Consider the following 24,656-nt stretch of genomic DNA (forward strand, 5'->3'; position numbering starts at 1 on the left):
GCTCACGGCAATTCAGCACTCGCCGACGCGTCTGGCAAGCACGCCGGACGGGAGAGGCTGTCAGGCCTTGACCAGGCCAAGCCTGATCAGGCTCTCGGCGGTCGCGAGGATCATCTCCTCATTGCCGCGCGGCCGCCAACCGAGCAGGTTCTGCGCCTTGGCGCTGGTCGAGCGGCGCACCTTGCCGAGCAGCGGCAGGGCGGCGCGGGCCAGCGGATTGCGCCGCGCGGCGAGCCGCATCATCCAGTCCGGCGCCTGGAACCGGGGCACTCGCCGCGCCTTGCTGCCGAGTTTCCGGCGCAACAGCCTGGCCACCTGCAGCACCGACATGGTCTCGCCGGCGACCGCGAGGAACCGCTCGCCCTTGGCTTTCGGCGAGGTCATGGCGCGCAGATGCAGGTCGGCGACATCGCGCACGTCGACGAGACCGAAATGGATCCGCGGCACCGCCGGCATCGCGCCGTCGAGCAGCGCCTTGATGATGCCGATCGACTCCGAGAAGTCCGGACCCAGCGCCGGGCCGAACACGGCGGTGGGATTAACCACCGCCAGCTCGAGGCCACCTCCTTCGCGCGCGACGAAATCCCAGGCGGCGCGCTCGGCCAGCGTCTTGGATTTCGGATAGGCCTGCACGTCGGGGCCATCGAGATTGGTCCAGACGGCCTCGTCGAACGGCTTGGCTTGCGGCGGATGGCCGTAGCCGATCGCCGCAAACGACGACGTCACGACGACGCGCTTCACGCCGGCCTCGCGCGCCGCGCGCAACACCCGCAGCGTGCCTTCCCGCGCCGGAACGATCAGCTCGTTCTCGTCGTCGGGCACATTGGAGCCGAGCGGCGATGCGACATGCAGCACGTAATCGCAGCCGCTGGCCGCATCGCGCCAGCCGTCGTCGCTCAGCAAATCGGCGGTGACGAAGCCGACTTGGTCGGCCGCATCAGCGCCGCCCTCGCGCAGCATCGCGATCACGTCCTTGCTGCGATCCGGGTTGCGCACCGTGGTTCGCACCACGTGCCCGTCGGCCAGCAGTTGCAGAATGGTATGCACGCCGATGAAACCCGTTCCGCCCGTGACCAACACCGTGCTCATGTCCTCGCCCTTTCCATGGTTCGGCGGGGTCGGACATCGCACCGCCCACCCTGCACAGGCCGCATCTGGTCACTATCTCTGTTCGAGCAAGTAGAATGAAAATCGAGACCGGTATGGAAAACAATACCAGTGATGTGTGTGACGGCGGTGACTGCGACAGCTGCCCCACCGACCCGACTTTGCTGATCGACTCCAAGCAGGCGATCCACGCGCTCAGCGGCAAGTGGAAGCTCGAGATCCTGTTCACGCTGATGCATGGCGGCGTGCGGTTCGGCGCGCTGCGCCGTGCGCTCGTGCCGATCACTCAGCATATGCTGACCGCGCAACTGCGTGAGCTCGAGCGCGACGGGCTGGTGGCGCGCAAGGTGCTCGCCGAAAAACCGCTGCAGGTCGAATACGAGCTGACGGATTCGGCCTGGGGCCTGACGCCGGCGTTCCGCGAATTGCTGGCGTGGTCGAAGACCTACGGCCCACGCCGCAGTGCGCTGGCAAGCGAGACGACAGTCGGAGCCGGACTGGCCTGAAGATCGCCGCATCGACGCTATGCCCCCTCTCCCGCTTGCGGGGGAGGGTTGGGGTGGGGATGCATCCACGACGAGACTCTTCGTGTGGAGAGAGCCCCCACCCGGATCACATCTGACGATGTGATCCGGCCTCCCCCGCAAGCGGGAGAGGCGGAGCGTGCACGCTGCGAGATCGCTTCAATCAAGTCCCATGCCGAGCGCCTGCCGGATCGCGATCTCGACCGGCGAGTACGCACCATCGTCACGCTCGAGCCGATACGGCTCGCCGGCGCCGAGCGCAGGCTGGGCCATGAAGCGCGGCGTCTTTCCCCGATGGATCTGCGCGGCATGCACCAGGAACGGATGGCACAGATAGACCGTGCCCGCCTCGCCCGTCGCGAGCGCGACCTCGCAGTCGGCGCCCATCTGCGCGAGGTTCATCCGCGCGCGTCCCGCCTCTCCGGCCGGCGCGAGGTAGCGCGCCATCGGCAGATGCGAGCCGACCCTGATCCGGGTCGGCGCATCGTCCTCGTCGACATCGGAGAACAGGAACAGCATCAACAGCGCGCGACCGCGCGAGTTGACGTTCACCCGCCAGGCGGAGAAGTCGCTCCGCTCGTGCGGATCGCAATCGTCACCGGGGAAGCTGACGTCGACATGCCAGCCGGCATCACCGGGATCGTCCGGATGCGGGAAGCGCACCGGAAAGGTTCCGATGTTATGACGCAGGCTCCATCGGCCGGGGCCGACGATCTGGTCGAAGGCCCGGTGCAGCACCGGCGTGTTGATCGCCTGCCGGAATGGCTCCTCGCCATAGCCGGGCAGCCGCACCACCGGGCGCGTCCAGGTCGAAGGATCGTCTTCACGGCACGGCAGATCGCGCCACATGATGGCGCGCCCTGCATCGGCGAGTTCGCGGGGAAAGGCGTTGTCGATCCTGACAAAGCCCTGTTGGATGAATTGCTCGATTTGCGCGTCGCTCAGCGCACGCGCGTCGTCTCGACTAATCATGATTGTCTCTCAAACTATCGCCAGCCATCGATGGTCCGCGCTACGCGGAACCTGACCGGCTCATTCGGTTCGCTGGAACCCGGCCAAGCGGAGCTTGCCGGGGCGATCAGCGCTTCCTTGTGGAAGCGTGTTTCCCGCTCGGAAACGAGATCAGCCCAGGAAGAAGACCGATGCGATGTTGAGAGTACGTGTCATCATGGCGGCGCGAACCTATAACCGGTGCGCGCCGGAATCAATCTGTGGTGGCCGGCCGCCACTATTCGTCGCGATAGACCTTCTCGCGCTTCTCGTGGCGTTCCTGCGCCTCCACCGACAGCGTTGCGATCGGGCGGGCTTCGAGCCGCTTCAGCGAGATCGGGTCACCGGTCTCTTCGCAATAGCCGTAGGTGTTGTCTTCGATGCGCTGGAGCGCCGCGTCGATCTTCGAGATCAGCTTGCGCTGACGGTCGCGGGCACGGAGTTCGATCGCGCGGTCGGTTTCCGAGGAAGCTCGGTCCGCGAGGTCGGGGTGATTGACGTTCTCTTCCTGCAACGTCTGCAGCGTGACCTTCGATTCGCGGAGGATCTCATCCTTCCAGGCCAGCAGCTTGGCGCGGAAATAGTCGCGCTGCCGCTCATTCATGAAAGGCTCTTTTTCAGTCGGCCGGTAGTTCTTCAGCTTTTCCAAAGGCAGCCATGTCCCTGTCAGGCGGAGGGAACAGGACCCCTCCGCGCGGCGCCTTATATAGCCACGTCATGTGACAGACAATATCTGCCACCGCGAAAGGCGGGCCGCCCCCAAGGCCTTGCACAGGCAAACTTATCCGCCCTGCCCGGGGGCCGTCTTCACCCCTCAATAGCCGACCGTGAAACGCTGTCGGATATGGGCCGGGCGCTCGATTTCGTCGGCGAGTGCAACTGCGAAATCCTCGAACGAGATCGAGCTTTTGCCGTCGGCTGCGGTCAAAAGCTGGTCGGTCCCGAGGCGGAACTTGCCGGTCCGCTCGCCCGCCACGAACAGCGCCGAGGGCGACAGAAAGGTCCAGTTCAGCTCCTTTTCCTGGCGCAGCAGATCAAGGAATTCGGCTCCCTTCGAGGCCTCGGCCTTGTACTGGGGCGGGAAATTTGGCGTCGTGACCAGGCGGACGCCCGGGGCCACTTCGAGGCTGCCGGCGCCGCCGACCACGAGATAGCGGCCGACCCCGGAGGCCTTGGCCGCCCCGATCAGCTTGAGGGGGTCGCTGACGGTGAAATGGACGGAACTGATCGCGGCATCGTGGCCGGCCCACAGCGCGGCCAGGCCCGCCTGGTCGTTCACGTCACCCTTCATGGCGGTGACACCCGGCAGGGTTGCGATCTTCTCCGGGTTGCGGGCGATGGCGGTGACGGTATGGCCGCGGCGGGCCAGTTCCGCCGTGATGCGCGAGCCGGCCTGGCCCGATGCGCCGGCGATGGCGATCTTCATCTCAAGTCTCCGATTGATAGTTTCCGATGGTGACTAGATAGCGAAATGGATGTAAGTGTGAAGAAGGCACTCTTGTCTCACCTGATTACGCCGGAGTAACCCGATGAAAGCCGCCAGCCTGAAGCCGGACGCCTATGCCGCCAACTGCCCGACGCGCCAGATCCTCGACCGGGTCGGCGACAAATGGGCGGTGCTGATCCTGCTGCTGCTGCGCGGCGAGCCGATGCGCTTCAACCAGCTCCGCCGCGCCATCGAAGGCATCTCGCAGAAGATGCTGTCGCAGGTGTTGAAGAGCCTGGAGCGTGACGGGCTGCTGCGCCGCCGGGCGATCGCAACCGTCCCGGTCACCGTGGAGTATTCGATCACGCCGCTCGGCTCGACGCTCGCCGAGGCGGTCGACCCGTTGCGCGACTGGGCCGAGCAGAATCTGAAGGAGGTGCTGGCCGCGCAGCGCCGCTACGACCAGCAGCGCAAGGCGCTCGCGGCCTGAGGCACGCGTGGCGTGAGACAGGTGGGTTGAGGGAAGAGCCTAGTATTGCCCGGCCTTGGCGAGCTCGACCTCGACGCGCAGCTCGATCTCGCCGAGCACCGCATCGAGGCCGGGATCGCCGGAGGATTCCTTCAGGCTCGCGGCGGCATCGCGCAGCCGGTTCACGGTGGAGGAATCGAAATTGCCGGACAGCAGTCCGAGCTTGAGCGCGTCGAGCACGTCGAGTGCGCCCTTGCCGCGGGCGACCGAGCGCTTGCGGCGTTCGGTCGGGTCTTCGACGCCTTGCAGCGCGAGCAGCGCGTCCAAGCTGGCGGTGGCCTTCGGCGCGGCGGTGGAGCGAACCTCCTCCTGCGCGGACGTTGCATCCGGCAGCGAGAAGCCGCTCGACGAGGTGCGCCGCGTGGAGCTGGTGGACGTGCCAAGCGTGGTGCCGTTCGGTCCGTAGATGCGCATCTGGGTGATCCCGCAGGCCTGATGCCGCGAGCATCGCCGTTTTATGGTTAACGATGCGTTAACGACCCGGCAATTTCTGCCGCCGCACGGCAGTTTCGCGCTCCCTGGCCCACCCGAGCCAAACGCCAGCCAGACAACTTCGATAAATATATCAGTACATTGCCCCAACGAAACGAAGTGGCACGCAGCTCGCATGGTTAATGGCGGATCGCCGTCATGGGAGTGTCGTGTGATCCGCCAGTGAGTTTGAGGGGAGCATCGGGATGCCCGGCATCCGCATCGTAAGCTTATTCGGGTTGGCCTGCGCCGCGCTGCTGGCGCTGGCGGCTTCCGCCATGCCCGCGGCCGCGACGTCGCGGATCAAGGATCTCGCCAACATCGAGGGCGTACGGCAGAACCAGCTGATCGGCTACGGCCTCGTGGTCGGCCTCAACGGCACCGGCGACACGCTCAACAACATCCCCTTCACCAAGCAATCGCTGCAAGCGATGCTCGAGCGCATGGGCGTCAACATCCGCGGCGCCACCATCCGCACCGGCAACGTCGCCGCCGTGATGGTGACCGGCAATCTGCCGCCGTTCGGCACCCAGGGCACCCGCATGGACGTCACCGTCTCGGCGCTCGGCGATGCCAAGGATCTGCGCGGCGGCACCCTGCTCGTCACCCCCCTGCTCGGCGCCGACGGCAACGTCTACGCCGTGGCGCAGGGCACGCTGGCGATCTCCGGCTTCCAGGCCGAGGGCGAGGCCGCCAAGGTCGTGCGCGGTGTGCCGACGGTCGGCCGCATCGCCAACGGCGCCATCATCGAGCGCGAGATCGAGTTCGCGCTCAACCGCATGCCCAATGTGCGCCTCGCGCTGCGCAACGCCGATTTCACCACCGCCAAGCGGATCGCCGCCGCGGTCAACGACTATCTCGGCGTCAAGACCGCCGAGCCGCTCGATCCCTCCACGGTGCAGCTCTCGATCCCGCCGGAGTTCAAGGGCAACGTCGTCGCCTTCCTGACCGAGATCGAACAGTTGCAAGTCGATCCTGATCTGGCCGCGCGGATCGTGATCGACGAGCGTTCCGGCATCATCGTGATGGGCCGCGATGTGCGCGTCGCGACCGTCGCGGTGGCGCAAGGCAACCTCACCGTCACGATCTCGGAGACCCCGCAGGTCAGCCAGCCCAATCCGCTGTCGCGCGGCCGCACCGTGGTGACGCCGCGCAGCAATGTGCAGGTCACCGAGGACGGCAAGAAGTTTGCGGTCGTCAAGGACGGCGTCTCGCTGCAACAGCTCGTCGACGGCCTCAACGGCCTCGGCATCGGACCGCGCGACCTCATCAGCATCCTGCAGGCGATCAAGGCCGCCGGCGCGATCGAAGCCGACATCGAGGTGATGTGATGGCGAGCCTGATCAACAGCACCACCGGCAGCATGCCGAACAAGGCGCTGATGCCGATGTTCAACGGCCGCCCCGATCCGGTGCTGCAGGACGCGATGAAGAAGGTCACGCCACAGCAGATCACCAAGGCGAAGGCGACCGCGACCGATTTCGAATCGATGTTCCTCAACACGATGTTCTCGCAGATGACGACCGGCCTGAAGGGCGACGGTCCCTACGGCGACACGGTCGGTACCGGGCCGTGGCGCTCGATGCTGACCGACGAGTATTCGAAGAATTTCGCCAAGTCCGGCGGCGTCGGCATTTCCAACGAAGTGTTCCGCTCGCTGATCCTGCAGCAGGCGAACAAGAGCTAAGGAGCAGCGCGATGAACCAGCGTCCACAGCAGCCGCGGCCAGCCTCCGCCCCCGCCGCGCGGGGCGCGACGTCGACGCCTCCAGACGTCGCGCGTCTTGCCAACGAGCTGACCGAGGTGATGAGCGCCCTTCTCGTCGTCGTCGAGCGGGAGACCGAGTTCGTCCGCGCCGGCAAGATCCGCGAGGGCATGCAGCTCGAGGCGCAGAAGTCGGAGCTGTCGCGACGCTACATGCTCGCGGTGGAGCATCTGAAGTCGATGCAGAAGATGCTGTCGCAGACCGACCCCGAACTGCTGGCGACGCTGCGGCGTCATCACGAGACGTTCCGCGCGATGCTGCAGGTCAATTTGACGGTGCTTGCGACCGCGCATGCCGTCTCCGAAGGCATCGTGCGCGGCGTCAACGCCGAGGTGCAGCGCCGCAACATCCCGAACACCTACACCGCGAACGGACAGCGCGCCGCGCCGGGTCCCCGCAACATGACGCCGATCGCCGTCAGCCGCACACTCTGACGCGCACCGGCCGACAATTTAGTTCAATTCGACGCGGCTCCGGCAGCACGGTATTCAACGTGTTCCCTAACACCCTGTTGAGAGGTTCCCCGTAGAGTTGCGGATCGTGAGGGGTTGGGATTTGACTCAAGCAAACTAGTGCCTGTGCACTACGAGGCTGCCATGAGTACAGATTTCAACATCAAGCCGGTGGGGGCACCGGTCGCAGCGCCGATGATCACTCCGGTGAGCGATACGGCGCAGAAGGCGATGAAGACCGAATTGCCCACGAGCCAGAGCGTCACCGCTCCGGAGCCGAGCGTGCGCGTCACGATCGACCCCAACGCCGTCAATGCGTCCATTTCAAATCAGGCCCCATCGGTCACCGACCAGGTCATCATCGATCGCGACGCACGCGCCGTGGTCTACCAGGTGGTCGACAATCGCACCAACCTGGTGGTGAGGCAGTTTCCGGAAGAAGCCGTATTGCGCCGCCGGGCCTATTTCCACGCGCTCGATCTCAGCAAGGACGCGCCGACGCGGGCGCGTGCGACCGACCGCCGCGCCTAGACGCAGGCGAACGATCCCTCACTTCTGCGTGGCGTAGGCCTTGTCGAGGTAGGTCGATCCGGTGGCCGGATCGGTGACGACATTGGCGATCAGCGCCGTCCCCTGCTGCACCAGCGAGAACTTGGTATCGCCGACCCGGAACGCGCCGTCCTTGATCAGCACGTCCTGATATTTGTTGGTGCCGTCGCTCTGATAATGGACCTTGGCGCGGAAGCCCTCGACGTTCGACACCGAGATGTTGAACGACTTGTTGTTGGCGTACTTGCCACTCCAGCTGCCCTGATAGAGGTTCGGATCGACAGCCACATAGGGCGTCTTCGACGGCACCGTGAGGCCGGCAGCCTTGTAGTTGGCGGACAGGATGCTCAACACGTCGGCCATGCCGAGAGCTCCTTCGTGATCCCGATCAGCCGCGACCCGAGAGGCCGGCGGCGATGTTGCAGTTGATGTCGATCAGCGACTTCAGCTTCGCCGGGTCCGGATTCATCTGGATGTCGATGGTCTGCTTCATCACGAACACGCTGATGTTGGCGATGTTCTGACGCACCTCGAGCGGCTGCGGATTGTCGGCACCCTCTGCCGCGCTGAGAAAGATCGACCACAACCGGCGATTGAACAGCAACGCGTGATCGAGCGCCTTGTCGAGGCCGTTCCAGTTCGCCTGGACTTCCTGCAGCTGCCGCGCGGCCTTCAAGAGCGCCTGCGCTTCGATTTCACGGGGGGACGCCGTCGTCGTTGAGGTACGAGCGTAGGCCTGGGCTGCATTCGACATTAATGACCTCGATGGGATGCGGATTTCTCGAGCCGCGGGGACGCAATTCTAGCGCTCGATATTTATGCATCCGGCGCCTTTAAATATGGTTAGCGGCCGTTACGAAATGGGTCGTTCTGACGGCACAGACAGATACCGTAATATCCCGGAGACAAAGAAAAACGGCGGGGTTTCCCCCGCCGTTGTCGAAGTGCTTGTCGGTACGCTTAGCGGAGCAGCTGCAGCACGCTCTGCTGCGACTGGTTGGCCAGCGCCAGCGCGGACACCGCGATCGACTGGCGGGTCGACAGCGCCTGGCTGTTGGCCGCTTCCTCGTTGGTGTCGGCCAGCGTCAGGTTGGACGAGCCGGTCTGCAACACGTTGATCAGGTTCTTCGAGAAGTCCTGGCGGATCTGCACGATCGACAGGTTCGAGCCCAGCGTCGAGGCTTCGCTGCGCAGCGACGAGCTCGCCGAGTTCAGCGACGCGATCACGTTGTTCGCGGAGTTGTTGTCGAGGAAGTCGGTGCCGGCGGCCAGCGATTTCAGGCCGAGGCCAGCGGCATCGAACTTGACGCCGGTGATGCTCAGCGTGGACTTGCCGGTCTCGTTGAAGGTCAGCTTCAGGCTGTCGCCGCTCAGCAGGTTGATGCCGTTGAACGAGGAGTCCTGCGCCGTGGTCGTGATCTGCGAGATGGTGTTGTTGTATTGGGTCACCAAGGCGGCGCGCGCCGACTGCGAGGCCGCGTCGGCAACCGGGGCAGTTGCGGCGCCGAACGTCACGGTGCCGCCGCCGGCGGTGTAGGTCACCGCACCGATCGTCGAAGACGCCGCATCATTGGTCGTGGTGATGACGAGCTTGTTGGAGCTGTCGAGGCTCGCCGTCAGGTTGCTAGCCGACAAAGACGTATTCAGCTGCGCAAGCGACGTGTTGGCGCCAAAGGTGAAGGTGAAGGCAGGCTGACCGGCCGATGCCGCGATCGACAGGGTGTCACCGCTCTTGATCGTGGTGCCGTCGACGAGGTTCGCCGCGGTTCCGCCAATCGCCGCCGCGGAGCTGACGGTCGAGCGCGTGGTGTAGCCGGTCGGGCTCTGCAGCACCTGGTTGGCGATCGACTTCGCGGTATCGACCAGCTTCTGCAGCGAGGTGATGCCGGTGTTGGCAGCCTGCAGCACCTGCACACCGTTGCCGATGCCGTCGAGCAGGTTGTTGATGTCGCTGGCGCGGTTGTCGAGCGACTGTGCGGTGAAGAAGTTGGTCGGGTTGTCGAGCGCCGTGTTGACCTTCTTGCCGGTGGCAAGGCGGTTCTGCGTGGTGGAGAGCAGATCGGCGGTGGACTGGAGGGAGAGGAGGTTCTGACGAACGGAGGACGAGAGAATGATACCGGACATTTTCATACCTTTCTGGTGTGAAACTGAGGAAAAAACCGCGCCGATCCTTTCTGACCGCGCGGATGGCCCATCCTGCGTTCGCGCCCGCGAAGGAAACAGAAATCTCCGGCACGGCATTTGAGTCGAATGCGGAAGAATAAATTTGTCGCCATTGGGCGAGGTTCGCCGCGAAAACTACTGAGACGATTGCCGATTCCGGCCGAATGCCGACGCCCGCGCCCGCCGCCTGTTCACCAAGCGTTAACCATCATGGGAAAGGATCGCTGTCGTATCGGCCCCGGGCCGCGACGGCGGCTGCTAAGCAGTGCCGAGCACAACTTCGTTCCGCTAGCGACGACATCGTGCGACTGCCCGGCAAAGGAGAACGGTCATGGCCCTGAAGGTCGAACTCAAACCGAACGAGCGCATCATCGTCGGCAGCTGCGTGATCACCAACACCGATCAGCGTGCCCGCCTCCTGATCGACGGCGACCGCATCCCGATCCTGCGCGAGAAGGATATCCTGACGCCGGAGACCGCCGACACGCCGGCGAAGCTGATCTATCTCGCCGTGCAGCTGATGTATCTGTCGCCGGACCCGATGGCGCACCACCCGACCTATTTCAGCCTGGTGCGCGACATCATCACCGCGATGCCGAGCGCCTGGCCCTTCATCGAAAGCGTCAACAACTTCATCCTCAACGGCGACCTGTATCACGCGTTGAAGGAATCCAAGAAGCTGATCGCGCATGAGGAGAAGCTGCTTGAGAGCGCGCGCGGCGAGCAGAAGATCAATCAGGACGATACCCGCAAGATCGCGTAGAGCTCCTCGTTCTGACGCGGTTTCTTCACGCGAACCGGCGTCCGCTTCGCTGCAAGCGCTCTAGCCTTCGCCTGAACGAAAAAGGCCTCCGCTAGGAGGCCTTTTTGCTGGCTGGAGATGGGCGGCCGGCAATCAGCCGACCGGCAGATATTTCAACAGCGTGGTCTGATACAGCATCGAGGTGGTCTGATACGACGCCTGCAGGCTGGTCTGCAACGCCAGGATCTTGGTTGCGACCTCGTCCTGATTGACGCCCTCGACCGAGTCGAGCATCGTTTCCGCCATACTCTTGAGCTGGGTCTGGCGATCGGTGGCCGCCTTGGTCGCCGTCTGCGCGCCGGCGAACTCCGCCTGCACGTCCTGGATCTGCTGCTGGCCGTTCTGCGGTGCGAGGTTCGCGCTCACGCGCTGCGCCAGCGCTGTCACCTGTGCGCTTGCATTCGGATTGCTGGCGTTGGTGGTGACTGCCGCATACACCGCGACATTCTGCAACAAGTAGCGGAACGCCTGCTCGTTGGCACGCGCGCCATACTGCACGGTGATCGACTGATCGACCTGCGCGACGGCGGTGCCGCGCGCCGATCCCGGGCCGTTTTCGCCGGTGTACCAGTACACGGTATTGGCGGGGGTGCCCGCGACCAGGCTGGTCGCCGTGTTGAACGGCGGTCCCCCGACCCTGAGTGGCGCCGGGGTCGCGGTCGTGTTGTTGGCGATGCCGAGCGCGCCGAGCGCCGCCGTGTTGGAGCTCGAGATCGAGAGATTCTGGCCGTCCGCACCATGGAGGGTGATAACGCCATTGCTGATGGTCGACGGGTTCTTGGTGCCACTGATCTGGTCGATCTTCGCCATCAGCGTCTGCACGCTGTCGGTGATGTTGACCTGATTGCCGGTAGCGCCCGAGGCAACGAAGGTGATCGGAGTCCCGTTCACCGTGATGGTGTCACCGGCTGCGAAGCTGGTCGACAGCGAGTCGGTGCCGGCTGCCCCCGACAGCGCCGTGGCACCTGAGATCGGCGCCGGCGGCGTGTTCTGGTTGTTGACGGCGGCGCCCGAGACGGTCGCAACCGGATTGAAGAAGTTGTTGGACGCCACGACTGCGGAGGCTGCAACCAGCGACGTGTCGCTCAAGGTCTTGATCGACGACGTCAGCGTCGACTGCAAATTGGCCGTCGTCGCCGTGGTGTCGGCGCCGATCAGGAACGAGCCGGCCGGCGGCGGGTTGGTCGTCGTCGCCGTGAGCTCGATCGCCTCGGTAGTGCCGTCGGGCAGCGTGAAGTTGAACTTGATCTTGTCGCCATCCTTCGGATTGACGGCGCCGAGATCGACCGATTCCGACTTCGGCGTGCCGGTCGGCTGGGTCACGGTGGCGCCGGTCAATGACGACTGCACCGACAGCAGCTTCAGGCCGAACGGCGAGCCGTCCTCCGCAACGCTCGTCACCGTGGTGGTCGCCGGCGGCGACGAGACGCTCAGGCGTCCCATCATGCTGGCGCCCTGATCGGCCTGCTTGCGCTCATTGATAAGCTGGGTGAGGCCGGCCTGGGTTGCCGTGCCCTTCAACATCGTGTCGGCCGACAGCGTGGCCGGCGTATCCATGGCGCGGCCGGAGAACAAATAGCGGTCGCCCGACTGGCTGTTGAGCATCGCAACCGCGTTGGCGAACGCGGCCTGCGCCGTGATCTGGCCCGAGGTCTGCCCGTTCTCGTTGAGCGTCAGCGTCGCCGTCGTCGCGGCATTTTTCACCTGGGTGCCGACGTCGGACAACCCCTGCAAACTGAGATTGGCCACATTTAGACGCGTGTTGAGGTTGGTGGCGGTGTCGGAGAATGCATTGATGCCGCTGATCTGCGCGCGCAGACTGAGCGCAAAGCCGCGATCAAGCCCCTGCCCCGCATAGGTCGTCGATACCTTGCCGGTTGCAAGCTGCGTCGTCAGGTCATTGAGCTGATTGCGCAGGTTGAGAATATTGGTGCCGATATAGGAAGTTCTGCCGCTTACGCCGTCGATCGACATGTTACCCTCACGTGAGCTGCAGGAGAGCGTCGTACATCTGCTTGATCGACGACATCACGCGCGCATTGGCCGAATAGGCGTTCTGGAGCGAGAGCAGATGCGCCATCTCCTCGTCCATGTTGACGCCGGAGGTCGAGTCCATCTTGGTCTGCAGCGTATTCAGCACGACGTCCTGACCATCGGCCAGTTGCTTGGCCGCCGTCGCCGATTCACCCTGCTGGCTGATGAACTGCTTGGCGAAGTTCAACAGCGTGCCGGTGAACGGCGCGCCGGATGTGCCGAGGCCGGTCTGCGGCGAATAGCTGAACGAGGCGCTCGACAGCTGGTTCAGAACGAGGTTGGCGCGCGTGGTGTCGCCCGCCGGGGTCTGCGGATTGGTCGAATACACGACCATGCGCGAGGGATCGCCGACCAGGGCGGTGTTGACGCTGATGCGCGCGGCAAGGCCGGTCGACTGCGAGCCGTTCGCGGTGATCGCGCCGGTGTAGAGGCCGCCATTGTCGGTGAACAGCGGAAGCTGCGGATCGCCCGACGTCAGTGATGAGACCGTCGTGGTGACCGACGCCGCGGTCACATTGACCTTGTTGGCGGCGCCGTCGTTGAGCACGCGCAGCGTCGACCCGGACGGATTGGAGAACTGCAGCCCCGTCCCGCCGAGCGCGCCGTTGAGCTGCGACAGCACCGAGCTCATGCCGCCGGAGAAATCCACCCCCAGAACTTCATCATTCGGATCGACGGTCGCGGTGTTGCTCAGCGGCAGCACGCTCGGATCGTTGACGCGGATGATCGACAGATTATGCGTGAGGCCGGTGGTGTTGTCCTTGTAGGAGACGTGGATGGTGTTGCCGCTCTGCAGCCCCGAGAGGTCGAGGTCGAAGCCGGACTGTGCCCCCGCCGTCGCCGCCGCGCCTGCCGTCGTCTTGTCCGACAGCGCGCTCGACATCGAGGCGGCGAACTGGTCGATCTGCGTCTGGGCCTTCGCCAGCGTATTGTCGCGTAGCTCGAGATACGCGGCGATCTTGCCCGATCGGATCGAGTTGGTCGACACCATGTCATAGGTGCCGCCTTGCGGGAACGTGATGGTGATGGTGCCGACGGTACTCTTGGTCGGATCGGAATTGTACTGCGTGTTGGGCGTCATCGTGCCCTGGGCGTTGAAGCTGAGCGTCGCGGCCTGGGCGCCGACCAGTTGCACGCCGGAATTGGTGAACACGGTCACCTGGTTCTGGCTGTTGGTCACGGTGCGGATGTCCATCAGCTGCGAGAGCTGCGTGACGTAGCGGTCGCGCTGGTCGAGCAACGCCGCGGTCGACGCGTCCTGCGTGCCGCCATTGGCCTGCAGCTGCACATTGAGGCGCGCAATCTGCTGCAATGCATTGTTCGCAGTGTTGACGGAGTCGTTGATGCCGGCCTCGGCGTTGGCGCGCAGCGTCTGGATTCCCTGAGAGGTCGCGTTGAGCTGCTGCGCCATCGATTGCGCGGCATTGACGACGCCGATGCGGGCCGACTGCGAATCCGGGCTGGTCGACAGCCCCTGCAACGCGGTGAGGAATTTGTTGTAGGCGTCTTCGATCGTGCCGGTGGAGTCGGGATTGCCGTAGACGCCCTGCAGGTTGGACAGGAAACTTGAGCGCACATCGGCGTAGGCAGCGCCCGACGTCTCGGTGCGCAGCTGGGTCTGCAGGAATTCGTCGAGCTGGCGGTTGACGCCCGTGATCAGGACGCTCGACCCGAACTGGCCGGTGGTGCCGGTATCCTGGTTCAGCGTCTTCCTGACGTAGCCGGGCGTTTCCGCATTGGCGACGTTCGACGACACGAGCGAGAGCGAGGCCTGCGTGGCACGCAGGCCCGACATCGCGGTGGAAAGGGCTTGGCTCAAACCCATGGTGTGTACTCGCCTTTACTGCTTCACACGCGCACCATCGATGCGATCAGCGCACGACGTTCAAGAGATCCTGCACCATCGAATTGGTCGTCGTGATCACCTTGGTGTTGGCCGAATAAGCCTGCTGGGTCACGATCAGCTTGGTGAACTCGTCGGCAATGTCGGTGTTCGAGCTCTCGAGCGACGAACCGACGATGGTGCCGGCCTTGCCGAACAGCGCCGCACCGGACTCGTCGGTCGCCTCGAACGCACCGCCGTCGATGCGCTTGAGGAAGTTGGTGCCGTTGAAGGTCGCCACCGAGATTTCGGCGAGATCGATGTTGCGGCCGTTGGTGTAGTTGCCGACGATGCGACCGTTGGTCGAGACGCTGACCGACTGCAGCTGGCCGGCCGGGAAGCCGTCGCCTTGAATCTGGTTGACCTGGACATTGCCGTTGGCGTCCGCGAATTGAGTGACCCCGCCGGAACCGAAATTGATCACGGGGTTGCCGAGCGATACGCCGTTGACGACGGCATTGTTGAGCGTCACCGACGAGATCGCCGGCGACATCTGGCCGTTCGGTGCGAATGTGAAGTTGACGTTCGCATTCTGCCACGCAACCTGCGTGCCGGTCGCATTGGGATTGATCTGATAGAACATGTTCCAGGTGTCGGTATGTCCGGCACCGAGCGAGGCGCTGTCGCTCTTGGCCCAGCGGAATTGCAGGTTCACCGGCGCACCCGACACGTCGTAGGCCGTGACCGCGCCGCCCGACACGGATTCGTTCAGGAAGGTCGAGTTGTCGTTGCCGACAACCTGGCCGGTGCCGACCGTGCCGCCACCGCCGCGGGTCGCAACCGCCTGCCCGGTGAAGCCGAGTGCGGCGAGCGCGGTCGAGTTCGAGCTCGTCACCTGCAAGTCCGACGCGGTGCCGGAGTGCAGGGTGATCTTGCCGCCGCTGATTGTCGACGGCGTAGCGGTACCGGTGATCGCGTCGATCTTGGCGAGCAGCGTTCCGATGCTGTCGGTGACGTTGAGCTGGTTACCGGTCGCCCCCGAAGCCACGAAAGTGATGACGGTACCGTTGACCGTGATCGTATCCGCGGGCACGGCCGGAGGGCCGGCGGAGCCGGCGCTGAAGCTGGCATTGATCGAATCGCTGCCCGCAGCGCCCGAAAGCAAGGTCGCGGCGGTGTTGGCGACCGACGGCGTCGCCTTGTTGTTCTGCGCGGTGCCGGTGACGGAGGAATCGGTATACGGCGCGGCGGGCGTGCCCAGCACCAACGGATTATGGCCAGCGCTGAACGCGCCCGGCCGCAGCAGCTCGGAGCCCGGAACCGAGGTGTCGTGCGCAGTGGTCAAGGGATAGGACGCGAGGTTGGCGCGATAGTCGATCTTGGTGGTCTGCTGCGCCGGCAGGAAGTCGTTCTTGAACCGCAGCACCTGCGGCGAGGAGCCCGACGGATTGCCGGTGGTCGGGTCGATCGGCACGCCCTCGAGATAATAGCCGGCGCCGTTGACCAGATAGCCGTCCTTGTTGAGCTGGAAATCGCCGCGGCGGGTGTAGCGGTCGACGCCGTCGAAGACCGGCGAGCCGTCGGTGAAGCTGCCGGGCTTCTGCACCGCAAAGAAGCCGTTGCCGTTGATCGCCATGAAGGTCGCGACCGATGCCGACTGCACGTCGCCCTGCACCGAGTTGGTCGAGCGCGACTGCGCGGTGACGCCGCCGGCGAGCTGCGCGGTCAGCGCGGTCTGCGGGACGAGGTCGAGGAAGGAGGTATCGATGCGCTTGAATGCCGTGGTCTGCGAGTTGGCGATGTTGCCGGAGATGTTCTCAAGCGCGTACGACCCTGCACGCAAGCCACCGACCGCCGTCGTAAGTGCGCCGAAGATACCCATGACATGTTCTCCAATTCGATTCCCGGCGGCTGGCAATCAGCAGATGGCCGCATCGGCGGAGCATGTCGCAAAGGTCGTGCCAGGAAACGAATCGTAACAAAATCATGCGCTTGAAAAAAAAGCCCCGGCCGTTTAACCGGGGCACAATTGCCGGGCAGGCAACAATTGCCGGGAGGGAGCGCAGTTCTGAGCCCGCTCCCTTTTTTGTTGTGACGCGTTTTCCTGACGCGAACCGGCACCTGCTTCGCTTGAAAACGCTATTAGGTCGCCGAGGGCGCGGCCGGGTGGAACACCAGCGCAAAGCCGTCCATGCAGTAGCGCAGCCCGGTCGGCTTCGGGCCGTCGTCGAAGACATGGCCGAGATGGCCGCCGCAGCGGCGACAATGCACCTCGGTGCGCAGCATCCCGAAGGTGCGGTCCGACGTGGTGCCGACCGCATTGTCCAGCGGCTTGTAGAAGCTCGGCCAGCCGGTGCCGCTCTCATACTTGGTCTCGGACGAGAACAGCGGCAGGTCGCAGCCGGCGCAGGCGAAGGTGCCCTTGCGGTGTTCCTTGAGCAGCGGGCTCGACCCCGGCCGCTCGGTGCCCTGGTTACGCAGGATCTCGTATTGCTGCGGCGTCAGCTGCGCCTTCCATTCGGCGTCGGTCTTCTCGATCTCGAATTTCTCGGCGGCCTGCACCGGCGAGGCGCGCAGCCAGCGGAAAGCAGCGAAGCTCAGCAGGCTGGCGACGGAAGCAAGCAGGATGCGGCGATCGATCATCAATCATCTCCGATGCGGGGGCCAAAGCAGGCCGAACAGGCTCGCCAACAAATACGAACCCCGCTGCCGGACGTTACATCCGCCCGTCGGAGATCCGCTCACTTTCTTGCGAGGCGTGAGGATACCGCTCCCCGCCATCCTCGATCTGCCGGGGTGGCGCGGGCGGCGGCAGCGGCCGCACCATGGCCCCCGGCGGACGGCGGGGTGCCGGTCCCCGGGTTCCCGCCTTGAGATTGGCCTCGGCGAGCCGTGCCTCGCGGGCCTGCTCCCGCGCACGTGCTCCCTCGCGGTAGCGCGCCAAAACGCCCGCCGCGGACGCGGCGCCCCGCGCCCACAAGCCGACGAAATGCCCGGCGACGCGTCCGGTGGTGCCGCCGGCCCACACCAGTTCGAACGGCGAAAACAGCCGCCAGCGATCATCGCCCCACAGGATGCTGCGCGCGATCAACTGGCCCGCGAGCGCCGAGGTGTTGAGCCCCTGCCGGCCGAAGCCGCTCGCCACCCACAGGCCCCTGCGCAACTGCCCGATCTGCGGCATGCCATGCACGGTGACGCCGACCGCGCCGCCGAACGTGTCGGCGATCGCGGGCTTGCCGAGTTGCGGAAACACCGTGGCAATGCGGCGCTGCACCGCCGCACCGAACCGCTTCGGCCGCGCATCCCAGGTGGTTTCGGGACTGGCCCACAACAGGCGATCGCCATCGACGACGCGGAAATGATCGATGCCGTCGCTGTCGACGACCGAGCCGGAAAAGGTGATCGCCTCGGCCAGCCGGTCTCCGAGCGGCTCGGTCAACGCCGCGTAGCGCCACACCGGCAGCAGCGTATCGGACAGGCGCTTCAGCGGCGCGCCGAGATGGATATTTCCGGCGAGGACGATGTGGTTGGCGCGCAAGCGCGCCGACGGCGTCACGATGCGTTTGCGGATGCCGGAAAAATCGATGCTGACGACCGGCGTCTCCTCGAAGATCCGCACGCCCGCCCGCACAGCCAGCGCGGCGAGACCGTGGACATATTTGCGGCCGTCGATCTGGAACGCCTTCGGATAGTAGATGCCGTGGAAATAGCGCCCGGTCCTGAGCACGCTGCGGACGCGATCGACCTGCCAGCCTTCGACTTCGGTCGCAAATTCCTCGCCGAGCGTCTGCAAGCGGCTGATCAGCGCTTCGCCGACATCGACATTGGAGACCTCCAGCGCGCCGTCGCTTGGGCTGATGCCCGGGATCAAATCCTCGGTGGCCGTGGCGCGAACATAGTCGGCGCCCTCCTTCGACAGCGCCCACAATTCGCGGGCATCATCGAGGCCGACGCGCTCGATCACATCTGCGATCGGCAGGCCGAAGCCCGGCATCACGGTGCCGAGATGATGTCCGGAGGCGTTCCAGCCGACCTGGCGCCCTTCGAGCACCGCGACGCTGGCCCCAAGCCGCGCCGCCTCCCGGGCCACGGTCAGGCCGGCCAATCCCGCCCCGACCACGCAAATGTCGACATCGAGGTCGAACGCTAGGCGGTCGCGGAACGGCGAGTATGCCGCTTGGGGGCCGTCTGCCGCACTTGTGGAAGTCTCGCTCATGTCGTTTCTTACGAACCGCTGCGGCGCTTGTCACCTTGTCCAGGGCGTGAGCCTGTAGAATTAATTCGACCCGACCGAATCGAGATGGAAATTCATGCGCCGTTTGCTGCTGCTGCGTCACGCCAAGACCGAACACGACGCGCCCTCGGGGCACGACCAGGATCGCCGTCTCGACGAGCGCGGCCACCGCGATGCGGCGGAGATCGGCGGCTGGATCGCTCGGCACTCGCCCCTGCCCAATCTGGCGCTGGTGTCGCCGGCGGTCCGCACCACGCAGACCTGGGAGATCGTGCGCGAGGCGCTGAAGGGCGCCGGACCTGCGCCGAAAGTCGACTTCGTGCCGGAACTCTACGGCGCCGATCCGGCGCAGCTGCTCATCGCGATCCGGATGGCCTCGGTTACCGATCCGAAGCGGCTGATGCTGATCGGCCATAACCCCGGCATGCACGAGCTGGCGCTGACCCTGACCGGCAGCGGCGACGAGGCGGCGAAGCGCGCGCTCGCCGACAATCTGCCGACCTCGGGGCTCGCCGTCTTCGACTTCGCGACCGACGACTGGAACGACGTCTCCTTCCGGCGCGGCAAGCTCATCCTCTTCGTCAGCCCTAAACTGTTGAAGCAGGCCTCGCGCGGCTGACGCGGGCGGACACCGCCGCTCCGCCATGCTATATTGACGATCGCGCGACAGGGGGACCGGTTCGCGTCGACCACGAGCTACCGAAGAAGAAGAAGGCGCGCGTCCCGGCACCGGGACCAAACGGCTCCAGACCAATCGCGGACAGGAGGCGCAGATGTACAAGTCCATTCTCGTGCCGATCGACCTCGCCGATACCGATCTGGCGAAGCCTGCGATCGCAACCGCAGCGACGCTGTCGCAAACCTGGAACGGCGCGGTGCGCCTGCTCAACGTGCTGCCGATGACGCCGGTGATGCTCGCCGAATATGTGCCGGCAGACTTCGACAGCCAGCAGCGCGAAACGTCGAAAGAAGCGCTTGCGATCGTGGCGCGCGAATCCGGCATCGCACCCGGGCGCATCTCCGGCGTGGTCCGCCAGGGCGGCATCTATCACGAGATCCTCGAAGAGGCCGCGACCATGAAGGCCGATCTGATCGTGATGACCTCGCACCGCCCGGCGATGCGCACCTACTTCCTCGGCTCGAATGCCGGGCACGTGGTGCGCTACGCCAAATGCTCGGTGCTGGTGGTGCGGCACTGAAGCGCGACTGGTCCAGCCGCACCTCGCAACGACCGCCGCACGCGCGCTGCCGAAATATCGAAAACAACCCCATGCAAAGGAGCCGTCGGCTGCAGGCGCTCGACACGGCAACTTGACACGTCGGGCAAATCAGGGATATATTTCTAATATTCCGAAATCATCAAACGCCACCTCGCCCGGCTCCCGCAGGGGTCAGCGGATCCGCACCAGTTCCAGGTCGAGATCGCCGGTGACGGCGGTCTCGATATGGCAGCGCGAGATTCCGATGTCGCGCAGCGTCCGGTCATCGAGCTGGCGCAGCGTCTTGATGGCCTCGCGGCGCACCCAATAGGTCGCGAGGGCATCGCCCCACACGCGGAGCAATCGGAGCAATCCGCCCACCATACTGGACCGCACGGGCGCTGCGGCGGCTGAGGATATCGTCGTCATTGTCATCTCCATCGACGCCCAAAAGGCAAAGCTATGCCGTTCGCACAAATGCTGTTTCAGCACCTGCGCCGTCATGACCTCGGATCGCTTGCGCGCTCCTCGGTGCAATCATGGGCTTGTTACCTCTTAAATGATCCGGTACATTCATCGGAGCAAGTAAAACATTGCTCTCGGTGCAATAATGTCGCGATTTGAGTATCTGAAGCTGGCGGATGCGGTGGCCGCCGAGATCGCCAGCGGCGCGCTGAAGGCCGGCGACCGCCTGCCGCCGCAGCGTCATTTCGCGTACGACCGCAACATCGCCGTCTCGACCGCGAGCCGGGTCTACACCGAGCTGTTGCGGCGCGGGCTGGTGGTCGGCGAAGTCGGCCGCGGCACCTTCGTGTCGGGCGAGGCGCGCCGCGGCATCGCCGCTCCGACCGAGCCGCGCGGTGCCCGCATCGACCTCGAATTCAACTATCCCCTGCTGCCGCACCAGGCGACGATGATCGCCAAGAGCCTGGAAGGGCTGGAGCGGCCCGAGGTGCTCGAGGGTGCGCTGCGGCCGGCGACCAGTTTCGGCACGCGGGCGGCGCGCACGATCTCCTCGGAATTCCTGGCGCGCAAGAACTGGGCGCCGAATCCCGACCAGATCGTGTTCACCGCCAACGGCCGGCAATGCATCGCCGCGGCGCTTGCCGCCGTCGTGCCGCCCGGCGGTCGCTGCGGCGTGGAGGCGCTGACCTACCCGTTCGTAAAGGGCATCGCCGCGCGACTCGGCATCACGCTGGTGCCGCTCGCGATGGACGAGCACGGCGTGCGCCCGGACGCGGTGCAGAAGGCGCACCGCGAGGCGCACCTGTCCGCAATCTACGTCCAGCCCACGATCCAGAACCCGCTCAGCATCACGATGCCGGCCGAGCGCCGCGCCGAGCTGTTGCGCGTGATCGAGAAGCTCGGCCTCGTCGTCATTGAGGACGGCGTCTACGGATTCCTCGACGACGAGGTGCCGCTGGCCGCGCTCGCACCCGACAGTTGCATCCTGCTCGACAGCCTGTCGAAGAAGGTCGCGCCCGGTCTCGCGCTCGGCTTCATCGTCCCGCCGCCGCGGCTGCGCGAAAGCATCATGGCCGCGGTGCGCTCGGGCGGCTGGACGGCGTCGGGCTACGCCTTCGCCGCGGGGCAGCGCCTGATGGCCGACGGCACCGCCGCCGAACTGTCACGGCTGAAGCGAATCGACGCCGGCCGCCGCCAGCAGATCGCGGCGAAGCATCTGGCCAATTTCGAGATCCAGACCAACCCGAAGTCCTATCATCTCTGGCTGACCCTGCCGCCGCATTGGCGCTCGCAGACCCTGGTGGCGGCCGCGGCGCGCCGGGACATCGCGCTGACGCCGTCGACGACCTTCGCCGCCACGCCGGGGCACGCGCCCAATGCGGTGCGGCTTGCGCTTGCCGCGCCGCCGATGGAGCAACTCGACCTCGGTCTGCGGACACTGGCGGGAATGCTGAGCGCGACCGAAGAGGATTTTGACTCGACGGAGTGACACCGATTCATTCAGCGCTCCCCGTAAGCCGCCCGTCAGGGACCAGTGGTAACGTTGCGCATGGTGGCTCCGATGCGCAGCCTGCTGACGGGATATTTCATGATCTTCGGGTTTCCCATTCAGAACTGGGTGCTCCCGACGTTTGCGGTTCTGTTGACCTGGATCGCGTTTTCGCGCCGGGTGTTCAAGTAGTCAGTGATGAGCGACTGGCTCGTCAGCGGCACAGCAGTTCAGAATTGGATTCTGGTGGCGCTCGTGATCACTGCGCTTGCAGCGGCCTATTCCTGGTGGTCCGAGCGTCAATAACCACAGGCAGCATACGTCTTCCGGACGAGACGAAAATGGGCGCCCTCGGCGACGAAGTCCACATCCAGGCACTGGTTGCCTCGGCGATACTCCCCGATCACGCCGCACTGCAGATATTCGAGGTTGATCCGCCAGCGCTTCTCCTGCGGCGAGTAGGTCGCGAAGTCGTGCTGCGCGACCGGCGTGCCCCTGCAGATTCCGGCAACATATTGCCGCACATCGAGGGGCAGGTTGTCGACGTGGCTATGATCCAGCGGATCGTGTTTGTTACCTACGCTGCCCTTCGCAAGAACCGGAGAGACGCTCAAGAGCGCGAGGCACAGGGCCAGAAACGGGGTCCGGATTGTCATCTGACACTCCAGCAAAAAGCAAATCGGACGTCGATGTTACAGCGTGTTGCTTACAACCCGCTTACAGTCCGGCCGGCGCGAACGTGCAGATTTGTCCTTCAGGCAACAGGCCACTCCGCGATGAATCCCCTCGCCATGTACGGCTCGATCTTGTCCCACTCGGTCAGGACGCGGCGGCGAAACTCGGGGACGGTGTGCCAAAGCGCACGCGGGACGGCAAAGCTATCCACCGTCACCAGCATCTTCTCGACCTCCGGCCAGTGCCGCTGCAGCGTCATGGGATAACGCCGCGCGGTCCAGCTATTGCCGAGGCAGATCACGCTCCTGATGTTGGCGAGCCCCAACGCCGCGTCGATCACCGGCAGCGAGAAGATCACGTTCTCGCCGGTGTTCTGCGCGCGATGCTCCTCGAGTATCCGCTCCGACGGCACGCCGCCCGCCACCATCGCGGCCTTGATGATCTCGCATTCCGAGCGGCCATCGCCCGGCGTGATGCCACCGCTCACGATCGACCAGCGCGCAAAGCCGTCGCGCCAGAGCCGGACCGCCATCTCGACCCGCTCGGCAACATCCAAGCGGGTGCCGAACACGAACAGAAGATCGGCGGGCCTCAGCGGCGTCTCGATCAGGTGCCGGGCATTGATCGCGGCGATCTCATCGCCGGACGGCATCCGCAAACTTCGATCGTCCATGCCCCTGCCCGTTCCGTTCGCGACACCACTCGCCGACGATGCCGCGGGCGAGCTTGCGCGCGAAGTCACGTTTCATTGCGCTCGATTGCGATCCGCCTCGGGCAGCAGCGCGTCGGGCAATTGGTCGAAGCTGTAATGCCGGGGCCGGTTGCGGCTGACGAAGCCGCCGACCTGCCAGGCAAACAGCGCGGCAAAGCCGAGCAGGAACAGCGCGCCCGTCCAGTTGGATGTCATGAGCGCCATCACCAGCAATCCGATCATGGCAACCGCCAGCCACGCCAGCACCGCCAGTGCCGCGGTATATGTCTTCGGCCCGAGACCTCCGGTCAGCCTCGCCGTGCTGCCGGCCGCCTGCATCCGGCGATGCAGCTCGACGATGAAGTCGCGGTAGAGATGCCCCTGCGGCGCCACCAGCGTGGCGGTCTGCCAGGTGGTCGAGAGGATCGCGATCCGCCCGCCCCTGGCATTGTCGATGTCGGCGCGAAACCGTTGCTGCTGCATCGAGACCGGGCGATAGGACAGCTTCACGGCGGAGATGTCGGCGTAATCCCACATGCCCGACCTGCCGGCGACCCGCCACGACAGCCCGTCCCCGGTCAGCTCGAACTGGTGCGCCGAGCCGACCAGCGAGGCCTTGTAGGCGTAGCGCACGGCTGCGCCCTCGCCTGCCTCCGACCGGTCCTGCAACATTGTTGGCAATCCGCCGTTCCACCTGTTCGGACACATCCGCGCGCTTGCATGGAGTGTCGTGCCTATCCTACAAGCGAGCCATGCCCGAGACGACCTATTTTCCGCGTTACCTCATCCTCGGCGGCGCGATGATTTCCGGTGTGCTGCTGGCGCTTGCCGTGCATATGCTCGGCGCGCGCTACGGGCTCGATCTCGGCGGCCTGTGGCGCTCCGACAGCCACGAGTTCATGCCGGCAGGTGCGGCGATCGCCTGGTGGCTGATCGCGAGCGTCGGGTTTTCGGGCGGCTACTTCACCGCCAACCTGATGCACAGTGCGGTGGCCGGGCAGATCCCGCAGCGGATGCGCCAGTTCCTGATCGTCGTCGGCGTGCTGATGCTGGCCGGGGCCGGTCAGGCGGCCTCGGCACCGAGCGCGGTGTCGACCATCTCCGCCGTGCTCGCCGGCCTCGCCGCTTTGTGCCTCGGTGCCGTGATGGCGTTCTGCGGCGCCTATTTTGCGCTGAGGAAGAACTAGCGCGTCTACCCGTAAACGTCCGGACTCCGAGGTAAAGCGGAGGTCGCTCCGCTTGGCCGCCGCAGACGGCTTATGACCTACT

General features: G+C 65.1%; 28 protein-coding genes. 11 read left to right on the forward strand and 17 right to left on the reverse strand.

From position 1 onward, the window contains the following. Positions 1 to 60: 60 nt before the first annotated feature. Positions 61 to 1,089 (reverse strand): aldehyde reductase, encoded by a 1,029-nt coding sequence (locus QDT69_RS05445; RefSeq protein ID WP_279705597.1) that lies wholly within the window; start codon positions 1,087 to 1,089, stop codon positions 61 to 63. A gap of 95 nt (positions 1,090 to 1,184) precedes the next feature. Between QDT69_RS05445 and QDT69_RS05450 the strand changes: the two genes are divergently transcribed. Next, positions 1,185 to 1,613: a helix-turn-helix domain-containing protein gene (locus tag QDT69_RS05450; RefSeq protein ID WP_279705598.1), complete on the forward strand. Its 429-nt coding sequence runs from the start codon at positions 1,185 to 1,187 to the stop codon at positions 1,611 to 1,613. Positions 1,614 to 1,790: 177 nt separating this feature from the next. On the opposite strand, the gene QDT69_RS05455 is transcribed toward QDT69_RS05450, so the two are convergent. The 3 genes from QDT69_RS05455 to QDT69_RS05465 form a co-directional block, all read right to left on the reverse strand. After that, positions 1,791 to 2,603, reverse strand: a complete 813-nt coding sequence (locus QDT69_RS05455; RefSeq protein WP_279705599.1) for a phytanoyl-CoA dioxygenase family protein — start codon at positions 2,601 to 2,603, stop codon at positions 1,791 to 1,793. A gap of 256 nt (positions 2,604 to 2,859) precedes the next feature. Next, positions 2,860 to 3,225, reverse strand: a complete 366-nt coding sequence (gene dksA / locus QDT69_RS05460) for an RNA polymerase-binding protein DksA (protein WP_021077973.1) — start codon at positions 3,223 to 3,225, stop codon at positions 2,860 to 2,862. A 210-nt stretch (positions 3,226 to 3,435) separates the two neighbouring features. Further along, positions 3,436 to 4,047: an NAD(P)-dependent oxidoreductase gene (locus QDT69_RS05465; RefSeq protein ID WP_279705600.1), complete on the reverse strand. Its 612-nt coding sequence runs from the start codon at positions 4,045 to 4,047 to the stop codon at positions 3,436 to 3,438. A gap of 103 nt (positions 4,048 to 4,150) precedes the next feature. On the opposite strand from QDT69_RS05465, the gene QDT69_RS05470 reads away from it, so the two are divergent. Continuing rightward, a complete protein-coding gene (locus tag QDT69_RS05470; RefSeq protein WP_279705601.1) occupies positions 4,151 to 4,537 on the forward strand; it encodes a helix-turn-helix domain-containing protein in 387 nt (128 codons plus the stop codon). A 39-nt stretch (positions 4,538 to 4,576) separates the two neighbouring features. Here QDT69_RS05470 and QDT69_RS05475 read toward each other — a convergent pair whose 3' ends face one another. Continuing rightward, positions 4,577 to 4,990 (reverse strand): flagellar assembly protein FliX, encoded by a 414-nt coding sequence (locus QDT69_RS05475; RefSeq protein ID WP_279705602.1) that lies wholly within the window; start codon positions 4,988 to 4,990, stop codon positions 4,577 to 4,579. A gap of 263 nt (positions 4,991 to 5,253) precedes the next feature. On the opposite strand from QDT69_RS05475, the gene QDT69_RS05480 reads away from it, so the two are divergent. The 4 genes from QDT69_RS05480 to QDT69_RS05495 all read left to right on the forward strand — a co-directional run bounded on the left by QDT69_RS05480 (position 5,254) and on the right by QDT69_RS05495 (position 7,795). Further along, entirely contained in the window at positions 5,254 to 6,378 is a 1,125-nt protein-coding gene (locus QDT69_RS05480) for a flagellar basal body P-ring protein FlgI (protein WP_279705603.1), read from the forward strand. Between the two features lie 32 nt (positions 6,379 to 6,410). Continuing rightward, a complete protein-coding gene (gene flgJ / locus QDT69_RS05485) occupies positions 6,411 to 6,734 on the forward strand; it encodes a flagellar assembly peptidoglycan hydrolase FlgJ (RefSeq protein WP_279705708.1) in 324 nt (107 codons plus the stop codon). Between the two features lie 11 nt (positions 6,735 to 6,745). Continuing rightward, positions 6,746 to 7,246: a hypothetical protein gene (locus QDT69_RS05490; RefSeq protein WP_279705604.1), complete on the forward strand. Its 501-nt coding sequence runs from the start codon at positions 6,746 to 6,748 to the stop codon at positions 7,244 to 7,246. 162 nt (positions 7,247 to 7,408) lie between these two features. Then, complete coding sequence (locus tag QDT69_RS05495; RefSeq protein WP_279705605.1) at positions 7,409 to 7,795, forward strand: hypothetical protein; 387 nt, start codon at positions 7,409 to 7,411, stop codon at positions 7,793 to 7,795. Between the two features lie 18 nt (positions 7,796 to 7,813). On the opposite strand, the gene QDT69_RS05500 is transcribed toward QDT69_RS05495, so the two are convergent. The 3 genes from QDT69_RS05500 to QDT69_RS05510 all read right to left on the reverse strand — a co-directional run bounded on the left by QDT69_RS05500 (position 7,814) and on the right by QDT69_RS05510 (position 9,937). After that, positions 7,814 to 8,176 carry a hypothetical protein gene (locus tag QDT69_RS05500; RefSeq protein WP_279705606.1) on the reverse strand — a complete coding sequence of 121 codons (363 nt, stop codon included), beginning with the start codon at positions 8,174 to 8,176 and terminating at the stop codon, positions 7,814 to 7,816. A gap of 25 nt (positions 8,177 to 8,201) precedes the next feature. After that, positions 8,202 to 8,567, reverse strand: coding sequence for a flagellar biosynthesis regulator FlaF (flaF, locus tag QDT69_RS05505; RefSeq protein ID WP_050403500.1), 366 nt, complete (start codon positions 8,565 to 8,567; stop codon positions 8,202 to 8,204). A gap of 206 nt (positions 8,568 to 8,773) precedes the next feature. Beyond that, complete coding sequence (locus QDT69_RS05510) at positions 8,774 to 9,937, reverse strand: flagellin (protein ID WP_279705607.1); 1,164 nt, start codon at positions 9,935 to 9,937, stop codon at positions 8,774 to 8,776. Positions 9,938 to 10,307: 370 nt separating this feature from the next. Here QDT69_RS05510 and flbT point away from each other — a divergent pair, with 370 nt between their 5' ends. Further along, positions 10,308 to 10,739 carry a flagellar biosynthesis repressor FlbT gene (gene flbT / locus QDT69_RS05515; RefSeq protein ID WP_279705608.1) on the forward strand — a complete coding sequence of 144 codons (432 nt, stop codon included), beginning with the start codon at positions 10,308 to 10,310 and terminating at the stop codon, positions 10,737 to 10,739. A gap of 132 nt (positions 10,740 to 10,871) precedes the next feature. Here the strand turns inward: flbT and QDT69_RS05520 are convergent, their stop codons facing one another. From QDT69_RS05520 to QDT69_RS05540, 5 genes are all read right to left on the reverse strand, one after another. Then, positions 10,872 to 12,752, reverse strand: a complete 1,881-nt coding sequence (locus QDT69_RS05520) for a flagellar protein (protein WP_279705609.1) — start codon at positions 12,750 to 12,752, stop codon at positions 10,872 to 10,874. Positions 12,753 to 12,759: 7 nt separating this feature from the next. After that, positions 12,760 to 14,637, reverse strand: a complete 1,878-nt coding sequence (gene flgK / locus QDT69_RS05525; protein ID WP_279705610.1) for a flagellar hook-associated protein FlgK — start codon at positions 14,635 to 14,637, stop codon at positions 12,760 to 12,762. Between the two features lie 46 nt (positions 14,638 to 14,683). Further along, positions 14,684 to 16,516 (reverse strand): flagellar hook-basal body complex protein, encoded by a 1,833-nt coding sequence (locus QDT69_RS05530; protein WP_279705611.1) that lies wholly within the window; start codon positions 16,514 to 16,516, stop codon positions 14,684 to 14,686. A 260-nt stretch (positions 16,517 to 16,776) separates the two neighbouring features. Next, positions 16,777 to 17,277 carry a peptide-methionine (R)-S-oxide reductase MsrB gene (msrB, locus tag QDT69_RS05535; protein WP_279705612.1) on the reverse strand — a complete coding sequence of 167 codons (501 nt, stop codon included), beginning with the start codon at positions 17,275 to 17,277 and terminating at the stop codon, positions 16,777 to 16,779. 73 nt (positions 17,278 to 17,350) lie between these two features. Further along, positions 17,351 to 18,850 carry an FAD-binding oxidoreductase gene (locus QDT69_RS05540; protein WP_279705613.1) on the reverse strand — a complete coding sequence of 500 codons (1,500 nt, stop codon included), beginning with the start codon at positions 18,848 to 18,850 and terminating at the stop codon, positions 17,351 to 17,353. A 94-nt stretch (positions 18,851 to 18,944) separates the two neighbouring features. Here QDT69_RS05540 and QDT69_RS05545 point away from each other — a divergent pair, with 94 nt between their 5' ends. After that, positions 18,945 to 19,487 (forward strand): histidine phosphatase family protein, encoded by a 543-nt coding sequence (locus QDT69_RS05545; RefSeq protein ID WP_279705614.1) that lies wholly within the window; start codon positions 18,945 to 18,947, stop codon positions 19,485 to 19,487. A 154-nt stretch (positions 19,488 to 19,641) separates the two neighbouring features. Further along, entirely contained in the window at positions 19,642 to 20,067 is a 426-nt protein-coding gene (locus tag QDT69_RS05550; RefSeq protein WP_279705615.1) for a universal stress protein, read from the forward strand. A 192-nt stretch (positions 20,068 to 20,259) separates the two neighbouring features. On the opposite strand, the gene QDT69_RS05555 is transcribed toward QDT69_RS05550, so the two are convergent. After that, a complete protein-coding gene (locus tag QDT69_RS05555) occupies positions 20,260 to 20,571 on the reverse strand; it encodes a DUF1127 domain-containing protein (RefSeq protein ID WP_279705616.1) in 312 nt (103 codons plus the stop codon). Between the two features lie 106 nt (positions 20,572 to 20,677). Between QDT69_RS05555 and QDT69_RS05560 the strand changes: the two genes are divergently transcribed. After that, the gene (locus QDT69_RS05560) at positions 20,678 to 22,021 is read left to right on the forward strand and encodes a PLP-dependent aminotransferase family protein (RefSeq protein WP_279705617.1); all 1,344 of its coding nucleotides are present in this window, start codon (positions 20,678 to 20,680) and stop codon (positions 22,019 to 22,021) included. Between the two features lie 299 nt (positions 22,022 to 22,320). Here QDT69_RS05560 and QDT69_RS05565 read toward each other — a convergent pair whose 3' ends face one another. The 3 genes from QDT69_RS05565 to QDT69_RS05575 all read right to left on the reverse strand — a co-directional run bounded on the left by QDT69_RS05565 (position 22,321) and on the right by QDT69_RS05575 (position 24,059). Continuing rightward, positions 22,321 to 22,677: a hypothetical protein gene (locus tag QDT69_RS05565; RefSeq protein WP_279705618.1), complete on the reverse strand. Its 357-nt coding sequence runs from the start codon at positions 22,675 to 22,677 to the stop codon at positions 22,321 to 22,323. A gap of 98 nt (positions 22,678 to 22,775) precedes the next feature. Then, positions 22,776 to 23,369 carry a YdcF family protein gene (locus tag QDT69_RS05570; RefSeq protein ID WP_279705619.1) on the reverse strand — a complete coding sequence of 198 codons (594 nt, stop codon included), beginning with the start codon at positions 23,367 to 23,369 and terminating at the stop codon, positions 22,776 to 22,778. Between the two features lie 72 nt (positions 23,370 to 23,441). Further along, on the reverse strand, positions 23,442 to 24,059 hold the full coding sequence (locus QDT69_RS05575; protein ID WP_279705620.1) for a hypothetical protein: 618 nt from the start codon (positions 24,057 to 24,059) through the stop codon (positions 23,442 to 23,444). An 80-nt stretch (positions 24,060 to 24,139) separates the two neighbouring features. Here QDT69_RS05575 and QDT69_RS05580 point away from each other — a divergent pair, with 80 nt between their 5' ends. Next, on the forward strand, positions 24,140 to 24,574 hold the full coding sequence (locus QDT69_RS05580; protein ID WP_050631073.1) for a hypothetical protein: 435 nt from the start codon (positions 24,140 to 24,142) through the stop codon (positions 24,572 to 24,574). Positions 24,575 to 24,656 lie beyond the last annotated feature (82 nt).

Origin of the sequence: Bradyrhizobium sp. CER78, from assembly GCF_029846235.1 — a bacterium.
Lineage (GTDB): Bacteria > Pseudomonadota > Alphaproteobacteria > Rhizobiales > Xanthobacteraceae > Bradyrhizobium.

What these genes read in the sequence shown, in the direction of transcription:
- QDT69_RS05445 (WP_279705597.1), bottom strand. Translation starts at nt 1,089, where the DNA reads ATGAGCACGGTGTTGGTCACGGGCGGAACGGGTTTCATCGGCGTGCAT.
- QDT69_RS05450 (WP_279705598.1), top strand. Translation starts at nt 1,185, where the DNA reads ATGAAAATCGAGACCGGTATGGAAAACAATACCAGTGATGTGTGTGAC.
- QDT69_RS05455 (WP_279705599.1), bottom strand. Translation starts at nt 2,603, where the DNA reads ATGATTAGTCGAGACGACGCGCGTGCGCTGAGCGACGCGCAAATCGAG.
- dksA (WP_021077973.1), bottom strand. Translation starts at nt 3,225, where the DNA reads ATGAATGAGCGGCAGCGCGACTATTTCCGCGCCAAGCTGCTGGCCTGG.
- QDT69_RS05465 (WP_279705600.1), bottom strand. Translation starts at nt 4,047, where the DNA reads ATGAAGATCGCCATCGCCGGCGCATCGGGCCAGGCCGGCTCGCGCATC.
- QDT69_RS05470 (WP_279705601.1), top strand. Translation starts at nt 4,151, where the DNA reads ATGAAAGCCGCCAGCCTGAAGCCGGACGCCTATGCCGCCAACTGCCCG.
- QDT69_RS05475 (WP_279705602.1), bottom strand. Translation starts at nt 4,990, where the DNA reads ATGCGCATCTACGGACCGAACGGCACCACGCTTGGCACGTCCACCAGC.
- QDT69_RS05480 (WP_279705603.1), top strand. Translation starts at nt 5,254, where the DNA reads ATGCCCGGCATCCGCATCGTAAGCTTATTCGGGTTGGCCTGCGCCGCG.
- flgJ (WP_279705708.1), top strand. Translation starts at nt 6,411, where the DNA reads ATGCCGAACAAGGCGCTGATGCCGATGTTCAACGGCCGCCCCGATCCG.
- QDT69_RS05490 (WP_279705604.1), top strand. Translation starts at nt 6,746, where the DNA reads ATGAACCAGCGTCCACAGCAGCCGCGGCCAGCCTCCGCCCCCGCCGCG.
- QDT69_RS05495 (WP_279705605.1), top strand. Translation starts at nt 7,409, where the DNA reads ATGAGTACAGATTTCAACATCAAGCCGGTGGGGGCACCGGTCGCAGCG.
- QDT69_RS05500 (WP_279705606.1), bottom strand. Translation starts at nt 8,176, where the DNA reads ATGGCCGACGTGTTGAGCATCCTGTCCGCCAACTACAAGGCTGCCGGC.
- flaF (WP_050403500.1), bottom strand. Translation starts at nt 8,567, where the DNA reads ATGTCGAATGCAGCCCAGGCCTACGCTCGTACCTCAACGACGACGGCG.
- QDT69_RS05510 (WP_279705607.1), bottom strand. Translation starts at nt 9,937, where the DNA reads ATGTCCGGTATCATTCTCTCGTCCTCCGTTCGTCAGAACCTCCTCTCC.
- flbT (WP_279705608.1), top strand. Translation starts at nt 10,308, where the DNA reads ATGGCCCTGAAGGTCGAACTCAAACCGAACGAGCGCATCATCGTCGGC.
- QDT69_RS05520 (WP_279705609.1), bottom strand. Translation starts at nt 12,752, where the DNA reads ATGTCGATCGACGGCGTAAGCGGCAGAACTTCCTATATCGGCACCAAT.
- flgK (WP_279705610.1), bottom strand. Translation starts at nt 14,637, where the DNA reads ATGGGTTTGAGCCAAGCCCTTTCCACCGCGATGTCGGGCCTGCGTGCC.
- QDT69_RS05530 (WP_279705611.1), bottom strand. Translation starts at nt 16,516, where the DNA reads ATGGGTATCTTCGGCGCACTTACGACGGCGGTCGGTGGCTTGCGTGCA.
- msrB (WP_279705612.1), bottom strand. Translation starts at nt 17,277, where the DNA reads ATGATCGATCGCCGCATCCTGCTTGCTTCCGTCGCCAGCCTGCTGAGC.
- QDT69_RS05540 (WP_279705613.1), bottom strand. Translation starts at nt 18,850, where the DNA reads ATGAGCGAGACTTCCACAAGTGCGGCAGACGGCCCCCAAGCGGCATAC.
- QDT69_RS05545 (WP_279705614.1), top strand. Translation starts at nt 18,945, where the DNA reads ATGCGCCGTTTGCTGCTGCTGCGTCACGCCAAGACCGAACACGACGCG.
- QDT69_RS05550 (WP_279705615.1), top strand. Translation starts at nt 19,642, where the DNA reads ATGTACAAGTCCATTCTCGTGCCGATCGACCTCGCCGATACCGATCTG.
- QDT69_RS05555 (WP_279705616.1), bottom strand. Translation starts at nt 20,571, where the DNA reads ATGACGGCGCAGGTGCTGAAACAGCATTTGTGCGAACGGCATAGCTTT.
- QDT69_RS05560 (WP_279705617.1), top strand. Translation starts at nt 20,678, where the DNA reads ATGTCGCGATTTGAGTATCTGAAGCTGGCGGATGCGGTGGCCGCCGAG.
- QDT69_RS05565 (WP_279705618.1), bottom strand. Translation starts at nt 22,677, where the DNA reads ATGACAATCCGGACCCCGTTTCTGGCCCTGTGCCTCGCGCTCTTGAGC.
- QDT69_RS05570 (WP_279705619.1), bottom strand. Translation starts at nt 23,369, where the DNA reads ATGGACGATCGAAGTTTGCGGATGCCGTCCGGCGATGAGATCGCCGCG.
- QDT69_RS05575 (WP_279705620.1), bottom strand. Translation starts at nt 24,059, where the DNA reads ATGTTGCAGGACCGGTCGGAGGCAGGCGAGGGCGCAGCCGTGCGCTAC.
- QDT69_RS05580 (WP_050631073.1), top strand. Translation starts at nt 24,140, where the DNA reads ATGCCCGAGACGACCTATTTTCCGCGTTACCTCATCCTCGGCGGCGCG.